The following is an 18,102-nucleotide window of genomic DNA, read 5'->3' as shown; positions in this document are numbered from 1 at the left end:
CCTCTCTGCGGCAATCGGTCACCGATCAGGCATCAAGTCCCGGCAGCCACGTTACAAAGAGACCTCGTTGGGCCGTGTCCCTATCAGCGGTCACTCGACGCCACCCGACCCGGCGACAACACCCCCCGGATCATGCGAACGACAGGGGCAGTAAGTCATACCAGGCCCGGCGACCGTGGCCCTTACCTCAAGAGCCACCAGAAAGGTAACGGGGCGGCGATCGTCGAATTTAGGCGGATCTATCCATAAATGATCCACTCGATCTTGATACCCGGGTGTTCAGTCTCGAAGGCATCTACGAGTCCCTTCGAAAAGGTCGCTCCTGTCGCCCATCACTTGGAGCGTGACCGTCCATTCAGGCCTCCAGCGCCGGACGAACATCTGACCAGGGCCGGGGCCGCAATTGCGCCCGCCACCGTCGCAATTGCTGCGCGGCGAGTCATGTCGGTCATGTCAGTCCTCCTTGCCTAGGTCAATTCGAGCGACGTCCTGATGGCCGGTGTCGCGGCAGCGCCAGCGTGATTGCCACGCATCCGGCAATGACCAGTGCCAGGCCACCGAGAAGCGAGGAGGGCGGCGGGCCGCCGGTTTCGGGCAATGCGTCGCCCGGTCCGGAACCCGCAGACGTCACCGTGGATAGCTCCGAGGACGGCCGTTCCGCTTCTGATTGCCCAGCGGTTGCCGTGGGCGATGCCGTAGCCGACGGCCGTCCAGGCGTTGGCGTGGTTGAAGGAGAGGGCGTCGAACCAGCCGCAGGCGTGGCTGGCCGCGAGGACTCAGTCTGCGAAGGTTCGGCGCTAGCCGACGGCGATGCCGGGCTGGAGGGCGGGTTTGCCGTCGGCGTAGTTGACGGGTTCGCACTGGATGTCGGGGCGGGCTCGACCGGAATGTCACGAAGCGGGCCAACCGGTGGGACGCTCCGGTCCCAGGCTCGTACGAGTGTCACGTCATCGCATGTCCCCGAGCCGGAGCAGGTCACGGTGATGGGCACGGCCGTCGATCTGAGTGGCACGGAGATGCGTTGCCAGAATTCATCGAGACGTGATGCGACGTACCCGGTTTCCTGACCGTCGGTCCAGGTGAGGGTCATCTCTTCGTCGTTGTTCGGCCGGACCCAGGCCGCAAGCTCGTACTCAACCTCGGAGGGGACGTAGGTGAACCGGTTGATCGCCGGTTGGTCTGGGGTAACTTCCGCCGCCAAGCGCCCGCTGGTGGTCTCGTCCTCGGTCCGTGGTGCTGTGGCCTGATTGTCCTCTTGCCAGACCGTGTTGGCCAGCGCCTCGAAGGAGCCGTCGATCATACTGTCATCGAGCGGTTCCAGCGCAACATCGTCTACCTCCCCTGAACCGGCTATGCCGATCTCCACCCGGCCGGGGTTGGTCGACGTTCGGAATGTCGCCGCGACCGGAACATACCCGTCAGTCTCCCTCTCGACCGAGCCTTCCGCCGGTGCCGCCACAACGAAGGCGCCCGACGCCAAGGTCACCGAAACCGTCGGAAGGTCACCGTTCTTACCCGCGCGCACGGCAGCGAGCAGTCGATAGGTACGGTTGATCGCAACCGGCACGCGCGTCCTCGCGGCCCCTCGCGCCAACTCAAGGGCATGAGCACCACTTCGCGGTCCAGTCTGGGTGAACTGAGCCTTGCCGGATAACTCCCATTCACCTTCGCCGGACTCAAAGCCTCCATCCCGAACGGTCGTCTGCGCCTGATCGATGGGCGAAAGCTGGAAAGCACCAACATCGGGTGGCGTGACCGACGGCACCGGCGTGCCGACGAAATCAACGACGCCAGCCGGAGCAATCGGAGCACCGGAGGATTCGATCGCGAAGTGTCTCAGTCGGAGCCGATCCAGGCCCACGCCGTCGGTGAGCTTTAGCTTCGAAACGACCAGGTTACGGTGCCCGGCATCGGTCTCGGGCCAACCAGACTCACTGCCGCCGAAGACGTTGTTTCGCCAGACAATCGTCTCCCTCCCACTATCGGTCGCTGTCTCCTCAACCTCAGTGTCTTCCTGTGCAAGGAAGACATTATTTGCAAGCACGACATTGTTGGCATAGTTCCCGCTTGGATGGGCGATATCAACCCTGGAAGAGGGAAGCAGGAATGTATTGTTGTAAATCTCGGCATCAGTCTGACCAGACAAGAAGATGGTGCGAGCTACCCCACTCGGCTGAAACCAGTCGACTGTGACCTGACGGCCGTCATTGAGCGAGACATTGTAGCGAACGGTCGTATCAGTCGAAAGTCCAGTACATCCGCATAGAAGCAAGAAGCCACCCTGGTTGTCGTGTGAGAGATTGTGCTCGAACAGGGTTCCGGTCGCGCCGTAGTCAGCGTCAAAGGCCTGCCCATCGCCATTGTCCCGAGCGCGGATCGTGCCGAATACATGGTTATAGCGAAACGTGACGTTGTCAGCGTTAAATGACCACACCGCGGCGTTCGCCCGGTTCATCGACTTACCTCCCTTGGTGTTCGCCGTGTTATCCACAGTGTTGCGCTCCACGATCGACCCGGAAGCGTGCTGCAGGACGATGCCGTCACCACCGACATCGGTCACGAAATTATCGTGAATGTGCATCGGATCCCACGCGTAGAAATTGTCACTCGCCGAACCCTTCTCGGCCCGATCAGTCCAGGTAGTCGACATGTTGATCCCCGATCGGTTCGTGTCGCGGATAGTGTTGTACGCGATCTCAACGTCCCGGAACTTCGTCGACTTCTTATCGCCTTGGACTTCCAGCTGGATTCCACCGGATCCCCCGAGGTCTTTCTTGCCCTCGCCGCGGACCGTATGTATCAGAAGGTCGGTGATCTTGTAATTCTCGCCAACTCCGATATCGCTAATTGAGATCATGATCCCCCGCCGCACCGACCCCCCCGCGAAGTCACGGCTATCGTCCGTGAAATTCGTCAACTCGAGGTTGCGAACCGCATAGTGCTCGACATTCTCTAACAGGACTGCCTGCTCCTCACCGCGAGCATCAATCCGCGCCATCGAATCCGCTTCGGCATCATAAGCATCGATCACGATCGGCGCCTCGCGCGTCCCTGATCCCTGCGGCCTGAGCATGCCAGTGCATACCACGCCACGGCGAAGCAACACCTGATCCCCGGCCGAAAGTTGCAGGGCGTTCACCGAATCCAGGTCACTGAACGGCGCTTTCTCCGTGCCGTCCCCCGCCGCGCTAGCCGAGCAGTCAACAAAATGTCGGGTTCCGGAGATCTCGGCGGACGTATCGGCAACCGGAGGCGTGGCCGACGGCCGCGCCCCATAAACGATCTCGCGACCGTCTTTTCCTACCCCACGAACCGCGATCGGCGTCTCACCGTCGTCGGCAACTCGGTCATCCAGTGCCGCGGGCACGAGAATCTCGTTGGACGCGACTCCGCCCTCCAGATCAGGAACCGCTGCAACCGAACCGGGTTGGAGCACCAGACAGCCCACCAAAGCAGCACAGACAACCCACCGGAGCATCCGTGCGTCAACGATCGGTCGCCTCATCACTCCTTGTTTCCCCGACGATCCCCAGAGCCTGAAACGCTCACGAGCTGGTGGGTAGCTCATTACATATCCTCCTTGACATTTACCTGCACACATGAGTCGTCAAGTGTTTGCTTCGCGACCTGGCCTGCCCGTCCCGCGATACACAGGTCACTGGTTCTAAAACACTCCGCCGCGGAGACCAAATCGCGTTACCTATTGCTACCTAGGTAGTTGTGTGCAGCCCGATCAGCATCGGATTTCGCCTTCCCGGTAAAGTTGCCGGTTGGGAGTGTAGCAGTGCCCTGATGTGGTGAGCGTAAAAACTATGAGCCGGTCTTCTTTATGCTGACGAAACATGATCTCCCATGAATAGTCGACTATCGGATCGGCAGCCCTGACGCGCCCGTAATTCGATGAATCTCATTGGCTGGATTCCAGGGGTCAGGCGTCCGTGGTGCCCAGTTCTTGGCAACCTGATGGCGGCGTGACCACTCCAGGTCAGTTACCCGCGATGGCTGGACCTCGAGGCGAGGGGAGCGCCACCGATGGTTCGGACATGGACATTAGCCCGTCTTGCGCTGTCGTCGGTCCAACGTTCCACCTGCACGTTGGTGACCTTCGGTTTGCCGATCGGCCCAGCGGGTGATTACATGCTTGACCGCGAGGTGCCATAGCGATTCGGGGCTGTGTCCGTGCGCATGTGCCAGCCCGGGGGTGTCCCTATGTCTTGTGTCAAGCAGCTTGGGCTGTCCGCGGTTGGTAGGGGGTTCCGGTTTTGAGCATGGTGTGGAGGACGTCGCAGCGTCGTCGGGCGAGGCAGATGAGGGCGGCGTTGTGCTTCTTGCCCTCGGCTCGTTTCCGGTCGTAGTAGGCCCGGCTGGCCGGGTCGCGCAGGGCTGCGAACGCGGAGAGGAAGAATGCGCGTTTGAGTGTTTGTTGCCCGACCGGGAACACCACACGTCAAGTACCTAGGTATCGAACTCTTGCCGCAAAACGGTTGGCGCTGATAACGTCCGCCTCGTCAACTGCGGGATCGGTCTCGGGAGGCTTTGGCGAAGCGCTGACAGTTGCGGCGCATTGATTCATCCTCGGTCTGGACCCTCTTCGTCGCGTGCCGGGTCATTTAGGCAAGAGGAGTAACAATGTCGTCGGTTCAATTGACTCTCTATTCGGTCCTTGTGCGGTTCTTGTCCGCCGTCACAGATTCAGATCGTCGAGTAAACCACGGTGCCTTCTTGGTGGTTGTTCCTATCGCCGCTGTGGTTGCAATTGGCGGAATTCTGGCCTACTGTCAGATCAAGTACGGGGCCTGGCCCGCACTTGACATGCCCAACTTCCAGACCGGCGGAACCTGGAAGTTCTATTGCAGGAACTGACTTGGGGTCCTGCGTCGATGACTAGCGGTGATGTGCTTGTCGTCCGAGGTCTCCGTAAAGAGTTCGGGCGGGTGATTGTGGTTCAGGACGTCGACCTGAAGGTCTCTCCCGGGTCAACTCTCGGTATTTTGGGTGCGAACGGTTCTGGAAAAACGACGGTTCTGCACATGGTCTCCGGTCTCCTAGCGGCAACGTCTGGGTCAGTCCACTATTGCGGGGTTTCGGTGTCCGACAAGCGGTCGCGCTCGTTCTACGGGCTCGCCCCGGATGATCTGCCTTTGCCGACGGCGTTGACCGGCCGCGAGTATCTGCAGATGGTCGCCAGACTCCGCGATGTGGCCGACGCCTCCATCGCGGTGGGCAACCTGATAGAGGCGTTTGCGTTGGGTTCCCACCTGGGATCCCTTGTGGGAACTTACTCGCACGGCATGAAGCGCAAGTTGCAACTCATTGCCGCGCTTGCGCATGCCCCTAAGGTATTGATTTTGGATGAACCGTTCCGGGGTCTGGATCCTCCGTCTTCTGAGTTGCTGGCGGATCTGATTCGGGACTTCACCCACTGCGGCGGGGCGGTCATCATCGCGACACACGATTTGGGCCGCGCCGAACAACACTGCACTGATGTGCTGATCCTTAGTCAAGGAATGACAGTCGCGCAGGGGGCGTCGGTAACCTGAAACGAGAGTGGCGGGGCGCATCATTGCCGGAGGTCTTCCTGAATGCGACGGGGAGTGCCGAACAGCACGCGGCTCGGCGGAGGGCCGTGTGGGATGCACTGTGGGATCTCAACATGAAGGAGGCGGAAGAATGATGATGATGCCGATCAAGACCATTGGTGGGGCGCTGTCCGGGCTGCTCATGGGAGTAACGTTGCTGTTCTTGGGCTGTCTCGCTGCGGTCGCGGTCGCTTGGTCGACCGGGCGCGGACAGATTCCGTTCATCATTGACGCCCACTCTGCTCCAGGTGGTGGGGCGGCAGGCGTTGAGTTCATTCCCAACGGGATCGGCATGCTCGTTGTGCTGGTCGTGTGTGCCGGTGTAGGCGCAGCCGTCGTCGTTGCGGACCGGGTTCGGCCGAAGCGCGACCGATCCCGCCATGACGACGCCCTCAGTCCGGGAGCATGACGAAGAAGGTATGCCGAAAGAGGCCGGCGGCATTCCACGCCATGCCCCGGCCGCTGTCCGACGTCCTTGTGATCACTCGAGCTTCAGCGCTGTGCGGGCTCCGCGAGGTATCGCGACGCCTCGGATGGAGCAGTTGGGTCACAGTCCTTGCCGCTGTAGCACTGGTGGCCGGCATCGCAACAGTCTCGGTGGCTAGCGCGAGCAGAATCGTCACCTCTTCACTCGGATTCCAGCGATCCCTGTTCCGAATCATTGTCGCGGTTGCGTTCGTCACTGGCGGGCTGTGCTTGATCGGGCTCAGATCCCTCGTGCCGCAACGTTCAGAACTCACGCTTCAACTGGAGCTTCTGCCAGTCAAACGATGGGTCGTCGCACTCGCGACCTCGGGGCCGGTCCTGGCCGGTTCCCTTCTCGTCGCGGTCCTATCTTCGCTACAGCTCCTCGCAGTAGCGGCGACGGTCCATCCCACCTGGCTGAAGTGGGTGTCGGGCTGTGCGCTACTGGGCGCCATCGGCATAGGCATCGGTCTGGCGTGGGGAATCGCAACGCTGATCAGCGACAGTGTCGAGGCAGGCCTCCGGCGATCAGCAGGATTCCTCGCGGTCAACGCTGGCGCCGTCGCCACATTCGCAGCCATCGTGGCCATCGGGGCTTACGACGTGCTGGCTCCGAACGGGTGGTGGCACACGTTGGCACCCGCCGGCGCGTTCGCGACCGCGATCGACCCCTCCGCGACCGCGGCAGAACGGGCGATGTCCCTCGGTGCAATCGCGGCATGGACCCTGGTGTGCGTTCTCCTGGCACGGCTGGGTGCGTCCAGGTCGAGGCACACCGAAGATGATCATGACGCATGCCTACCCGTGGCAACCGGCGCGCCGATCCCGCGCAATTCGTTCCTGGCGACAGCATGGATCGACTGCCTACAACTAGCCCGAACGCCGCAGTACCTCGTCGGATTGTGCCTATCGGTCGGCGCCCTCGCGATCCTGATCGTCACCCAGCAACGGATTCCAGGAGTGGGAGCAATCGTCGCGCCGCTCATCCCCCTCGGCCCGTATCTCGGAACACTCCAACTTGTGGGCAGGAACGTCGCCCACCGCTGGGTCGGACACCTCACCGTGGCCAACGGCTCCTACTGGCGACTGAGTTCAGCGTTAGCAACCCTGATCCTGGGAACACTGCCCGCTACGGCGATAGCTGCGGTGGCCGTGTCAACACAGTTGCTTCCAGTATCAATGATCGCTACGACCGCAACGGCCGCAGTGCTCGTATGGATCGCGACCCTGGTCGGCTCGACTGTCGTTCCATACCTGCCAACTGGCGGCGGAGCCACCGCGCTGACATCGGTCAGCATCACACTGTTTGTTGCGATCACGCTCGGCACGATGGGCTTCCTGGCGATGGCCGGAATTCCAGAGCCAGCCGCAACCGTATGCATCGCAGGAGCAGGACTCGCAACCTACTGGGCGAGCGCCACCGAACGAACGCAGGAATGAAGCCCCGAAGCGGGCAGCTGCCACACGGGCCATTGGCGATCGCAGTGACGAGCATGCTGGTGTTGCGGTCACTCGCGATCCCCCTTGCCACCTATTTCGGTGTCACCGCATACGCAGCACTGGCCGGACAGCCGACCGTGAGCATCGTCGCCCGGACGCTGGCCTGGATCCTCGTATCCCTTGTTCTTCACGAATGCGGCCACGTTGCCATGTACCGGGTCCTTGCCGGTTACCGCGCAGTCTGCGCGGTGAGAATCCGGCGTCTCCGCGTCATCGTCATCCGGCACCCGCTCAGCCCGTGGAAAGACATCGCCGTTACACTCACCGGGCCCCTTGCACCCGCGCTCGTGACGCTTCCGGCAGCAACAGCAGTAGCCGCTTCGTCCCCCTGTACGGAGTCGCGATGGTCCTGGCAGCAACATCGCATGCCTTCCTGCTCTTCGCCCCCCGCGGCGACGGAGCGGCACTCGCCAGCGCCATCCGTGACCTACTACGCGTGACGGCGACTCGATTCGGCCGGTCCGCTGGCCCGCCCGCGGATTCTGGCAGGGGGTCAATTTGGCGCTGTCGGTCGACCGCGAGGACGGCGGAGGGTTTGGTGCCGGACGTCGCCGCCGGCGGTGAGGGTGGCCAGGACGACACCGACACCGCCGACGGCGGGGAAAGGCTACCGGCCGGCCCGCCTGGTCCTTGATCCCGGCCTGCTTCGCCGCGGTCGGCACCTAGCGATGGTTCAAGGTTTGGAGACGCGGTTCCTGGAGTTCGTCCGCTCGTTCTACCCGTACGGCCCGAACAATCTGATGTTGATCATGGGGCCAGTGCCCGACAGCGACCCGCGCTGGCTGGGTACCGGCAGCGGCAGGCGAAAGGGCGTCAGGTGCGCAAGGTTGAGAAGGCGATTTAGATCTTCGGCGACGCCCAAAAGCACCGCGGGATCAATGAGACCGAAGCCGAGTCCGTCGCCCACGTCGTAGCCGGTCTGTTCGGGCTCGACACCGCGCCGCCCAGCGTCAGCTAAATCGTCGGCTGGCCCCACGGCGACACCGTCGTTTTCAAGAACACCGCAACCCGAGTCCTCAAGACCGTGCGCACCCTGACCGACAAGCTGACCGGCGAGGAAGCTGGCGTGATCGCCTACACGATCGGGCTCGCGCTCGCGATCAACGTGTTGACACTTCGGCTATCCGAGATGCCGATCAGCTGCCTTGTCCACCACCGGCTATAAGGTCGCTGCTCGCAGCCACACCGGCCGGCGGAGCCGCCTACGGCGTCACACTCGCATTCCAACAACTTTGGTCCACAGCAAAGCCCTTGCAACTACTCGGCGCTAACCATCGCCGGAATGACAGGCATCCTGATCTTCCTCGTTCAAGCGCGGCTCCTCAAATATCCGAAGTCGCCCAGATCCTCGCCTTCGTCCTGCGCCGCCGGCAGCCAGTCCCTGCGTCTATCCAGGATGAGGCCAGTATTCAGACCGTGATCATGCCCTACGCAAACTGCAGGAAATGGACGCTCAACGCCAGCTGTCGCACCTTAGCGAAGCAGAATCTAACAAATCTGGCCTGCCGGAGTGGCGGAGCAGTGAGGTTCGGAATGACCCGGAGGGGGACGCCGTGACGGACAATCGCAATATAGCAGATAACGTGAAGATTGAGGCGTATTGGAAACATCATCGGCCTATTCCTCATTCTTTGCTCTGCGATTCTTCAAGTCGTCGTTACCAACGTCCCTCCGGTCGGGATACCTGCTCCAATCATTAGGATCTCCAACAGCTTGGTCCCTCTAAAGGGGTGGAGCGTGCGCCGCTGCAATCTCCTGAACCTTGGTCGCCGCAATCAACGGTCAGAAGAAGCCGTACTTATGCCGAAAATTGAGGGCTATTTACGAAGGCGAGATTCGGCTTGGTTACCGTCATCTCATGCAGCTGGTATATCGCGGTGCACGTTCTCGGATCCCGTGGTGGTCCTGTTTGGCTATGCGCGGCGAGGAGAATCAGGAAGCGCGAGCTAGCGACTATCTACCAGGGCAGGAGATCCTTACGGCAGTTCGCGACTATTGGTGCGGCGTGAATCGTGTTGGGTGGCGGAACAGTGTGGAGCCAGTCGTGGAGTTCAACCGTCATCCAACGTACAACTACTACCTGGCCAACGAGTAGAATGTCTGAAGACAGAGGCTCCTCGGAGTCCTCGACACAAGTCCACGTAGATACCGCCGACTGGGCGATCGGAGATTGCTCACCCCAGGCTTCTGTCAATTCACGCCAGCGCACAATGGAGATGCCCGACCGGCATCCAAGTGCCCGAATGTGCGCCCTACGGATTTCAGGTTTCTGCTGTAGCTGTGACGCCGCTACAGCGCTAGCCTGGATCCCACCATCCTTGAACTCGCCTCCAAGGTCGTACCGAAGATTTGGCTCAACCGAGCTCGACAGTAGGGCCGGAATCCCCGTGCCATCTGCATGTTCGCCCGGTGTGTGGATTAAAACGTCTCGCCCGCCATGGTGAACGATCCATCCGCGACCGATGACGGGCAAGGATTCGTCGAGTGGTTGCGGAATCTTCATGGCCTATTCCTGCCAGTAACCACCGTCATCCTTAGGCTGTACCCACAGGTGCAATGCCCTGGTCTGGTGTCTCATCATGCCGACAGCGAGTCCCATCATCTGTCGCGTCAGCACACGCACGAACCCACGTGACTCGCACGAGATCACCGATTTGTACCACGCGCGCCCAACTCGCCGAGGTCCAACTCTGCCGCGCTCGCGGAGCTCGCCGTGCCGCCAGTATGGACAGCGTCAGGACGAGTACAAGCAACTTGCCTACGTAACCGCTAGCCACAGAAATCCCTTCCGTGTAACCCAGGTCGGAATCCGCATTGGGACTCCACCAATATACCCAATTGGATACGTGACGGTGTTACGGCGGCGTCAAGGAGTCCCTTTACAGTTTGATTACCCGAGCTTCCGGTTGACCTTTCTTATTCAAACCGGACTCTCTTAGGTCAAGGCGGTCCGCCTAGCCGTCGGCGGCTTGGCGTCGCTCTGGGGGACCGCCACTCTGCCCGGCCGTCCATAACGGGAGTCCTGCGCTGACCAGGTTCGATTCTGAAAATTGCGGCGCCCGGAAGCGCTCGCCCTAGCGGGAAGGGGCAGGTGCGGCCAGCGGTGCGAAGGGCCTTCGGACCAATCGAGCTACTCCCCAAATCAGAGGACTGTCCCGCCTTTTGCGAGAGGCTACTGCGGGTAAGTGGCGGCACGGTGGAGTTAGTTCTTGCCTTTACTGGCAGCCCTGGTGTTAACGGCTGCAAGCACCAAATACACAACGGGCGACAAGAACCAATCGGATCACCGACCACCAGTTTTCCCGAAGTCGGACCAAGCACTATTGAGATCACTTCGACAACGCCGAGCCGACGAGTAGCGCTCCATCAAACAAGAGGATCCACCGCACCGCCTGTGAGACTTCTGACAAATATGTTGTCCCCTCTTCCTCCGAGACGTTCAAAGGGCTCCCAAGCCTGTCATGTTGCCCGTAAGCACAGCGTAAGGAATGGGCGCAGGAGTCGCCTCGACGAGGGGACATCAGATATGCTGCATAGTGTCAGCTGGCGCACGGACTGATGCTCGAGGGCAACAGCTGCCCACCCTCGGTCGAGGATAGCCGGTTTAGATCGGATCCGGTGGCAGCGTGATCAAGTAGAGCACTACATGATCATCAACCGAGCCAGGCAGCGCTGGCAGTCAGGAAGGCCCGGCAGGCAGCGGCCTAGTCGTTCAGATCGACTGAAGTGTCGAATTCGTCGGCGATCGAAGACCTCGCGGCCTAGGTCGGGCTGGGTATGGCGTCCATCGGTACCGCGGCTTCCAGGCCCCGGTACCGGCCGCCGCAGGACCTTGAACAGCTCGCCGCTCTAACCGGCGTAAACTTGACGATGCAATTGGTGATCTCCCCGGAGGAGTCAGGGCCGCGGTGGACGGGATATTCGACCCGGATCGCGTCCGTCGACTCGCGGTTCGAGATCCGGAATCTCCAGCGTTTGTTTGGAGACGAGTCAAAACCGGCGCGGGGACTGGTTGTTCCATGACTAGACTCTGCTGACTGTCTGGTACGCCGTCGCCATGCGCACTCGCAACGACGACCCGCTCGGGCGAACAGGATAGATCGAGTCGTCGTACTCATCTCTGTTCGTCATCAGTGTGCTGAGATGTGTTGGGTTTCTAAAGAGAATTCTTTACGCCGCCGAAACGGCGGCTGTGATCTCATTGACCTTGCCGAGGTGCACTCAGGCGAATGCTGTAGGGATGCTTCGGATAGCACGGGCCGTGGCAGTGACTGCTCGAGGGAGACACTGCCACGGTTCGCTGCTCACAGGAATTGAGAATTGGGTGGCGTTGGCGCCGGCAACAGCCTGAGTCTGGCCGGTGATTGGAACCTGATCTCCTTAGCTGCGGTCATTCGCGCCGGGCTCATGCCGGCCAGCCCGACCCGACTTTCCTAGAGCTGGCCCGGATACTTGCACGTCGTGAGGATTGGGCCTGGCTTTGGTCGTGTGAGCATGAGTGGGCGTGTGTGGGCAAGTCTAGGCAATTGGGAGAATCTTGTATTCGCTTTGCACTGTCGTCTTTCCGCTGAAGGTGGATCGCCAGAAAGGTAGGGCATCGTGTCTAGGGAGCAAGTTGTCAAGGTGCCTCCCAGATGATCATTGTCGTTCGGGCTGCTGGAACGGCGTGTAGCGACCCTCGGCGAGGTGGTCAGTGTGGCCGGACCGGGATTGTCGATAGTGCGGGGTTGGAGGTTTGATGTGTGCGCTGTCGGAGATGGGAACCCATACCCTCGCGGAGGACGGGACCAGGAGTTGGTACAGTGATTGAGGTACGCGACCTTTCGAAGGAATTCGGCCGAAAGCAGGTACTCAATGGGGTGTCTTTCGACGTAAAGCGGGGAGCTATCACGGGGTTCCTTGGGCCTAATGGTGCCGGTAAGTCGACGACCATGAAGATCATGGTCGGGCTGGAGAGTCCAACGCGGGGCGAGGTCCTGATCGGTGGAAAGCGCTATGCAGATTTGGACAACCCTTCTCGCACTGTGGCTTGCCTCATTGATGCGGCGTGGATGGATCGAAGTCTCACTGTTCGGCAGTACGTCACGCTGGCGGCGGTTGCCCAAGGGTATGACGCAAAGAGTCGCAGCATCATGGATGCGATTTCTCAGGTAGGGATGGAATCGGCCGCTAATAGACGGATATCCATGCTGTCGCTGGGCATGCGACAGAGAGTGGGGTTGGCCGGGTGTCTCATTGGCCAACCGAAGTATCTCATCCTTGATGAACCAATCAATGGACTCGATCCCGATGGGATTATCTGGTTTCGGGGCACACTCCGAAGGCTCACGGAGGCTGGGTGTGGAATCCTGTTGTCGTCGCACCTGATGTCAGAACTGGAGGATACGGCCGATAACATCGTCCTCATCTCAGAAGGGTCGATCAAGTTCGACGAGCCGATGGACACGCTGCAACGCACGGCGGGCGGCTCGGTGAGAGTGCGCGTGGACAACCCTGCGGCGTTGATCACGGAGCTCGCCCTGCAACCTGATGCATGGCACGAGTCCGCTCCGAACGAACTGGTCCTAGCTGGGGTGGCCTCGACGGATGTGTTCAAGGGCGCGGTATCCGCCGGAGTCGTGCTTGAAGAAATGTACGTAGTGCGGCGGTCGCTGGAAGACGTCTACATGGACGTGGTCGGAAGATCACACGAGCGAGTCAGGAGACTGTGAGTTGAATCGACCAACTCGCGTCCAGCGGTTCGTCTGGATGACCAGAGTGGAAGTTATGAAAGTAGTCTGGGCTCGCCAGACCTGGGTGCTCTTAGCTTGCGCGGTCCTGAGCATGCTGGGAGGTAGCTTGATCGGTTCCTGGGGAGTCGGCGAACTCACCAACGGAGGTGCGGTGGCTCAGTCGGATGTCAGTGCCGTCGTTCGCGGGGTGCCGATGTCCGGGGTTCAGGCGTCCTACTTTTTCACCGCTCTGTGGGTCACTCTCCGGATAGCACGTGAGTACGGCTCGGGTTCGATCAACGCGGCCCTCTGTTGGACGCCGTGGCGGCTCGGCGTCGTGCTTGCGAAGATGACAGTCGCCTTCCTGGTTCCTGCTGCATCAGTTGTCCTGGGCGGATTGCTGGCCTTCGCGGGAGCGCTGTTCGGCTTGTCCCGGTACGGTCTCGCCGGGCACCTCCACGATGGTTCCTTCGCCTGGGCGATTGGGGTCAGCGGGCTGTCCGTGGGTCTGCTGTCCGCGGCCGCGGGCGGGATCTCGATGCTGGTGCGGTCGACAGTCGGGGCCCTGTTGATCTTCGCTGGAATGATCTGGATAGCTCCCCTCGCAGCCGCAACTTTGTCGATGATCGGTGCAAGCTGGCCTGAACACGTGGTGAGGTTCTTTCCTGGCGAGCTCCTCAACTCTGCAGTCAGCATGTCCGCTGCAGACAACCAGATTGGTCAGCCAGGCAGTGTGGCGTTGCTGCTGGGGTGGGCGGGGGTTGCTGCAGTTGCCGGCGGGTGGCGGCTCTGCCGCACCAGCATGCGGTAGGCCTTGCCATCCTAGGCGTCGGTGGGGATCCGTTCGCAGGCGCCGTTGGGCTATGAGATTCTCCAGTCGGTCAGTGCCCGAGCTCATCCGATGGTAATCGGGATGTTGATGGCGAGCAGTCCTGGCGGGAACTGATGTGGCCAGTTGATTGGCGAGATCTTGGCGAGCGGAGGCCGCGAAAGCGGTGGTTCGGTGGATGACCCTTCGGGAGAGGCGTCGAACGCGACACGGCCGCGCGCGACCATGAATGCGCGAATGCGGTACGGTAGCGGAGGCGGTGCCGTCGTGACAGGTGAGAATCGCTCGGTACCTGATCACGGCGCGTGGAGGCGTCGCACTCAACGTCCGAGGCATTCACCCAGGGGAGGCAGCGCGAATGGTACAAAAGGTCGTTACGAGGTTCGAGGACGATCTTGATGGCAAGCCCATCAAGGATGGACAAGGCGGCACATTCTCTTTCTCACTCGATGGCGTCGAGTACGAGATTGACCTGTCCGCCAAGAACAAGGAAGCCCTAGACAAGGCATTGGCGCCATATTTGAGTGCGGCCCGCCGCACAGGCGGCCGCCGGCGTGCAGGGGGCGGTGCAGGCTCCGCACGTACCGCCCCCTCCCAGACCCGAGCCATTCGTGAGTGGGCTGTCGATAACGGATACGAGGTGTCGTCGCGCGGCCGCATCCCCGAAGAAATCGTCGCTGCATACAATTCGGCCGGCTGAGGTTCGCCGATAGGCCAGCCGAGAACGATCGGCGCCCGTTGGGCAGAGCCTGGTCCTCTTCGGCGCGGCAAGGCAGGTGATCTTGAGGTTCGTGTCATAAGCCGTCTGAAGGACGACCTCCCTCGGGCGGCTCGACGGTGGGGAGGCGGGTCCAGTCCAAGTTGTCCACATCAGCCCCGAAGTCGCTGAGGGTTAAGATGTAGGTTTGTCTTCCGTCAGTGAATTGGATCTGTTGGATGTGGGAATCGTCCAGCCAGACTTCGGCTTCCAGACGGTGCAGTTCCTCGAAATGATCTCGGGAGGGGCTTGCCATGCCGAAAGGTGCGACGGCTGACGCTTGGGCCAGGTCGATCGTCACCCTGAAATAGCGAGCAATGTGAGGGCCAGGGCCCAGGGGCCCCTGCTCTTCTGCGACGCTAACCCCAGCGAGCAGGTCGAGTAGCCACAGCGGTGAGCCCACGCGGGCGTGGTCCTCGAATGATTCATCCAACAGCTGTCCGGATCGCCCACGCCACTCCTTCTCTGCGACCTGTAGTTGGGCATAACCTCCGTAGTCGATCATTGACCTGCGTTGAGAGATGTCGAGTACGCCGTTGCCAGTCTGGCGTCGAAAATCCATGCCACGGGTCATCAGGCGAAATAGCGCTGGTCCGAGAACCTTTCCCACGGCCAAGACGCCGCGTGCGACGAACTGACGAACACCCCGGTCGTTGGATTCGGGTGGCCTTGGGATCGTCCAGTCAGTTTCAAGCGCATAGACGATCCGGGCTGAACCGGCTTGTGTTGTTTGCTGCAGGGCCGCTCGGATCGCAGCCTGGGCGGCGTCGGGCACGTTTCGTACTCCTCAAAGTGGGACGGCTATCGGCAGTCTGCCACGTTTTGGGTCGGCCGCGGAGACTACCTAGGTATGCCGTTGCTAGTCGTTTGACCTGTGACAAGTTGTTGTGGTTACCCTTTTCGGGTGGCCGGCCCCCTTTCCCTTCTGGGTGGCACCCCCGCAGCCTCAGTTCCAAAAGGGGGCCGGTTCCTTAGGTTCTGCTGTCGATCGTTGCGGCGGGGACTCGGCGTAGAAGTGTTTTGAGTGTGTGAGCTGACTTCGCATTCTCAAAAACGCTCTCAGATTCGGGGCTGAGCGGCGAAAATCGAAAATCTGTGATTGGGGAAAGCTGTGGTTCCGGATTTTCCTACGCCCGAAAGGGCGTTCCGGGCGACAGCGAAGCACCGAAGAACGATGGTCGCTTCGCCCGGCCGAAGCAGGCGCCCGCCACCAGCGGCGCCGGTCGACTCGCCTCTCGGCGACATGAGAACGCCTGGCCCAGACCCAAGCCGAGCTGGAAGAGGCCAAGCGGTTCGACCAGCGGATGGCCGCGAAGCTCAAGGAGTCGCAGGCCGCGCTCAAGGTCGCGAAGGCGGCGGTCGAGGCTGGGCAGCTGAAGCTGGACCAGAAGGAGGCGCAGGCCGCCGCGGTGGTCCGCCAGCAGGTGCAGCAGAAGACCAACCTGATGCCGATCGCGCTGCTGGTCGGGAGCAGTTCGCTGTCCGATCTGCAGACCCGGGCGCAGTGGTCGCACACCATGATCGAGACCTCGAACGCCCGGATCATCGAGCTGACCGACGCCCAGCGAGCCCTGAACGCGGCCCGGGTCAAGCAGACCGACATCGAGAAGGAGGACCAGGTCCATCGCAAGGCTGCGGCCGCGAACCTGGTCCTGAAGCGCGAGCTGGAGGCGAAGGCCCAGTCGGAGGCCGACGAGGTCGCCTCGCTGCTGAACGCGAAGCAGGCCGCGGAGTCCGCCGCCTCCGACCAGCTCGCCGCCGACAAGCAGCAGTACCAGCAGCAGGTCGCCGAGCGCGAGAGCGTGGAGAAGCGGATCGCCGAGCGGATCGCCCGGGAGAAGGCCGAGGCGGCCCGCAAGGCCGCCGCCGCGCGAGCCGCCCGGATCGCCGCCGAGAAGCGGAAGAAGGCGGCCGAAGCGCGGGCCCGAGCCGAGCGGGAGGAAGCCGAGCGCGCGGAGCGGAACTCCGACTCGAACAACAACGACGACAACGACGACAAGCCGAAGAAGAAGCCCAAGAAGAAAAAGAAGTCGTCCAACTCGTCGGCGTCGCACGGCTTCGACTACCCGAATCGCTATACCGTCATGTTGGTGGCCCCGAAACGGGTTTTGAACCCACGAGTTCAGGTCGTAGGTTACGGCTCAACTGGTAGGCACCACCTGCTTGTCCATCCCGATCCAGGCCTGTACAGACTGCGGCGTACGAGTTCACACTGATCATTCGCTGGCTTAGAGACGATCATGGGCGGCCGCTTCGGATCGGGTGTCGGCTGGGGCCACTGCGGTCGGAACCAGACCAAATCAACGTGGAGGAGCACCAGCGGTGAGTGAGTTCTTGACAACTGATCATCACGACCTCTTGACGAGGCTGGATGCCTTTGCTCGGGATCGAAATATCGCGAAGTGCTGGAGGGAAGCTGTTCAGCGCATGTATGGAGCCCGGTGTCAGGTGAGTGGCATCGCGGAGGCGCTGTGGATTCTTGGCGAACAGCGGTCGCTGCTGCGCTCAGCCAGAGGTCGGGAACGGGCGGCGCGCAGGAACGTCCTGCACACGACCGAGCGCGTTCTGTCGATGGCGGAAGACACTGTGTGGGAGGATCAATGGCGCTCCGCAGTCGACGACTATGGGTACGTGGTACAGGATGCGTTTGAGGATGCCGCATGCCGTCAATTGCCGTACAAACGGTCACGGCCGGCCTTGATCGATCAGAGGGGGCCCCGGCCGGGTCTGCCGATCCAGTTGACGGACCACGTGGATCTGGATCGAGTTAGACACCACTTACGTCGGATCGACGAGGCCGCAGAGGCGGCCGAACACGTACGTTTGATCGACACGATGCAAGGTCCCGCCGGCGAGCATCCCGAGGGGGACCACCTGGTTGACCGCGACGCCGAACGTCTCAACGCGTTGGAAGACCTGGCGAATGAGTGGGACCAGCGGTTGGTCGACTATGCCGATGCCGTGGCCGATGCTTTGATCACCACGCTGCGCGGCCGGCTATCCAAATCGGTTCTTGGTGATGGAGAGAATTCGGTCGATGACAGTGCGACTGACAAGGATGGAAAGGGCTGACTTCTGAGTTACGCGCTGGCGCGAGCCTTGACGGCGGATCTTCCACGCGTGACTATCACGTTTCAGCGGGTGGTGTAGCCGCCGTTGGCGAAGATCGTCTGCCCGGTGATCCACCAGCCGTCGGTGGCCAGGAACTGCACGATCGGAGCGATGTCCTCGATCTTGGTCAGCTGCCCGCCCATCGCCTGG

The 18,102-nt window shown here is 61.4% G+C and carries 12 protein-coding genes and 1 pseudogene; 9 read left to right on the top strand and 4 right to left on the bottom strand.

Annotation, left to right across the window (positions count from 1 at the left end; translation table 11 throughout):
- Positions 1-472 precede the first annotated feature (472 nt).
- Complete coding sequence (locus ACFQU4_RS37405) at positions 473-3,367, bottom strand: hypothetical protein (protein ID WP_377502333.1); 2,895 nt, start codon at positions 3,365-3,367, stop codon at positions 473-475.
- Positions 3,368-4,219: 852 nt separating this feature from the next.
- A pseudogene (locus tag ACFQU4_RS37400) lies at positions 4,220-4,429 on the bottom strand (IS110 family transposase); the annotation flags it as partial.
- 451 nt (positions 4,430-4,880) lie between these two features.
- Between ACFQU4_RS37400 and ACFQU4_RS37395 the strand changes: the two are divergent.
- The 3 genes from ACFQU4_RS37395 (at position 4,881) to ACFQU4_RS37385 (ending at position 7,484) form a co-directional block, all read left to right on the top strand.
- Complete coding sequence (locus ACFQU4_RS37395; protein ID WP_377502330.1) at positions 4,881-5,540, top strand: ABC transporter ATP-binding protein; 660 nt, start codon at positions 4,881-4,883, stop codon at positions 5,538-5,540.
- A gap of 130 nt (positions 5,541-5,670) precedes the next feature.
- Positions 5,671-5,988 carry a hypothetical protein gene (locus ACFQU4_RS37390; RefSeq protein WP_377502327.1) on the top strand — a complete coding sequence of 106 codons (318 nt, stop codon included), beginning with the start codon at positions 5,671-5,673 and terminating at the stop codon, positions 5,986-5,988.
- The gene (locus tag ACFQU4_RS37385) at positions 5,985-7,484 is read left to right on the top strand and encodes a hypothetical protein (RefSeq protein ID WP_377502324.1); all 1,500 of its coding nucleotides are present in this window, start codon (positions 5,985-5,987) and stop codon (positions 7,482-7,484) included. The genes ACFQU4_RS37390 and ACFQU4_RS37385 overlap by 4 nt, the downstream gene beginning before the upstream one ends.
- A 775-nt stretch (positions 7,485-8,259) precedes the next feature.
- On the opposite strand, the gene ACFQU4_RS37380 is transcribed toward ACFQU4_RS37385, so the two are convergent.
- Positions 8,260-8,520 (bottom strand): hypothetical protein, encoded by a 261-nt coding sequence (locus tag ACFQU4_RS37380; protein ID WP_377502321.1) that lies wholly within the window; start codon positions 8,518-8,520, stop codon positions 8,260-8,262.
- A 48-nt stretch (positions 8,521-8,568) separates the two neighbouring features.
- On the opposite strand from ACFQU4_RS37380, the gene ACFQU4_RS37375 reads away from it, so the two are divergent.
- The 4 genes from ACFQU4_RS37375 to ACFQU4_RS37360 all read left to right on the top strand — a co-directional run bounded on the left by ACFQU4_RS37375 (position 8,569) and on the right by ACFQU4_RS37360 (position 14,784).
- A complete protein-coding gene (locus ACFQU4_RS37375; RefSeq protein WP_377502318.1) occupies positions 8,569-8,709 on the top strand; it encodes a hypothetical protein in 141 nt (46 codons plus the stop codon).
- Between the two features lie 3,577 nt (positions 8,710-12,286).
- On the top strand, positions 12,287-13,255 hold the full coding sequence (locus ACFQU4_RS37370) for an ABC transporter ATP-binding protein (RefSeq protein ID WP_377502315.1): 969 nt from the start codon (positions 12,287-12,289) through the stop codon (positions 13,253-13,255).
- Between the two features lie 127 nt (positions 13,256-13,382).
- Positions 13,383-14,066 carry a hypothetical protein gene (locus tag ACFQU4_RS37365; protein ID WP_377502312.1) on the top strand — a complete coding sequence of 228 codons (684 nt, stop codon included), beginning with the start codon at positions 13,383-13,385 and terminating at the stop codon, positions 14,064-14,066.
- 376 nt (positions 14,067-14,442) lie between these two features.
- A complete protein-coding gene (locus ACFQU4_RS37360) occupies positions 14,443-14,784 on the top strand; it encodes an Lsr2 family protein (protein WP_377502309.1) in 342 nt (113 codons plus the stop codon).
- A 94-nt stretch (positions 14,785-14,878) separates the two neighbouring features.
- On the opposite strand, the gene ACFQU4_RS37355 is transcribed toward ACFQU4_RS37360, so the two are convergent.
- Entirely contained in the window at positions 14,879-15,616 is a 738-nt protein-coding gene (locus ACFQU4_RS37355; RefSeq protein ID WP_377502306.1) for a hypothetical protein, read from the bottom strand.
- 529 nt (positions 15,617-16,145) lie between these two features.
- Between ACFQU4_RS37355 and ACFQU4_RS37350 the strand changes: the two genes are divergently transcribed.
- On the top strand, positions 16,146-17,057 hold the full coding sequence (locus tag ACFQU4_RS37350) for a coiled-coil domain-containing protein (RefSeq protein WP_377502303.1): 912 nt from the start codon (positions 16,146-16,148) through the stop codon (positions 17,055-17,057).
- A gap of 232 nt (positions 17,058-17,289) precedes the next feature.
- Positions 17,290-17,913, top strand: a complete 624-nt coding sequence (locus ACFQU4_RS37345; protein WP_377502300.1) for a hypothetical protein — start codon at positions 17,290-17,292, stop codon at positions 17,911-17,913.
- Positions 17,914-18,102: the final 189 nt, after the last annotated feature.

It is taken from the genome of Microlunatus sp. GCM10028923, assembly GCF_042666975.1.
In the GTDB taxonomy this organism is placed as follows: domain Bacteria; phylum Actinomycetota; class Actinomycetes; order Propionibacteriales; family Propionibacteriaceae; genus Microlunatus.
The sequence above is the reverse complement of the archived record's forward strand: the minus strand, read 5'-3'. Positions and strand labels throughout refer to the sequence as shown.

Bases quoted from the DNA above. Each gene is read 5' to 3' on its own strand.
- ACFQU4_RS37395 (WP_377502330.1), top strand. From the start codon at position 4,881: ATGACTAGCGGTGATGTGCTTGTCGTCCGAGGTCTCCGTAAAGAGTTC.
- ACFQU4_RS37390 (WP_377502327.1), top strand. From the start codon at position 5,671: ATGATGATGATGCCGATCAAGACCATTGGTGGGGCGCTGTCCGGGCTG.
- ACFQU4_RS37385 (WP_377502324.1), top strand. From the start codon at position 5,985: ATGACGAAGAAGGTATGCCGAAAGAGGCCGGCGGCATTCCACGCCATG.
- ACFQU4_RS37360 (WP_377502309.1), top strand. From the start codon at position 14,443: ATGGTACAAAAGGTCGTTACGAGGTTCGAGGACGATCTTGATGGCAAG.
- ACFQU4_RS37350 (WP_377502303.1), top strand. From the start codon at position 16,146: ATGGCCGCGAAGCTCAAGGAGTCGCAGGCCGCGCTCAAGGTCGCGAAG.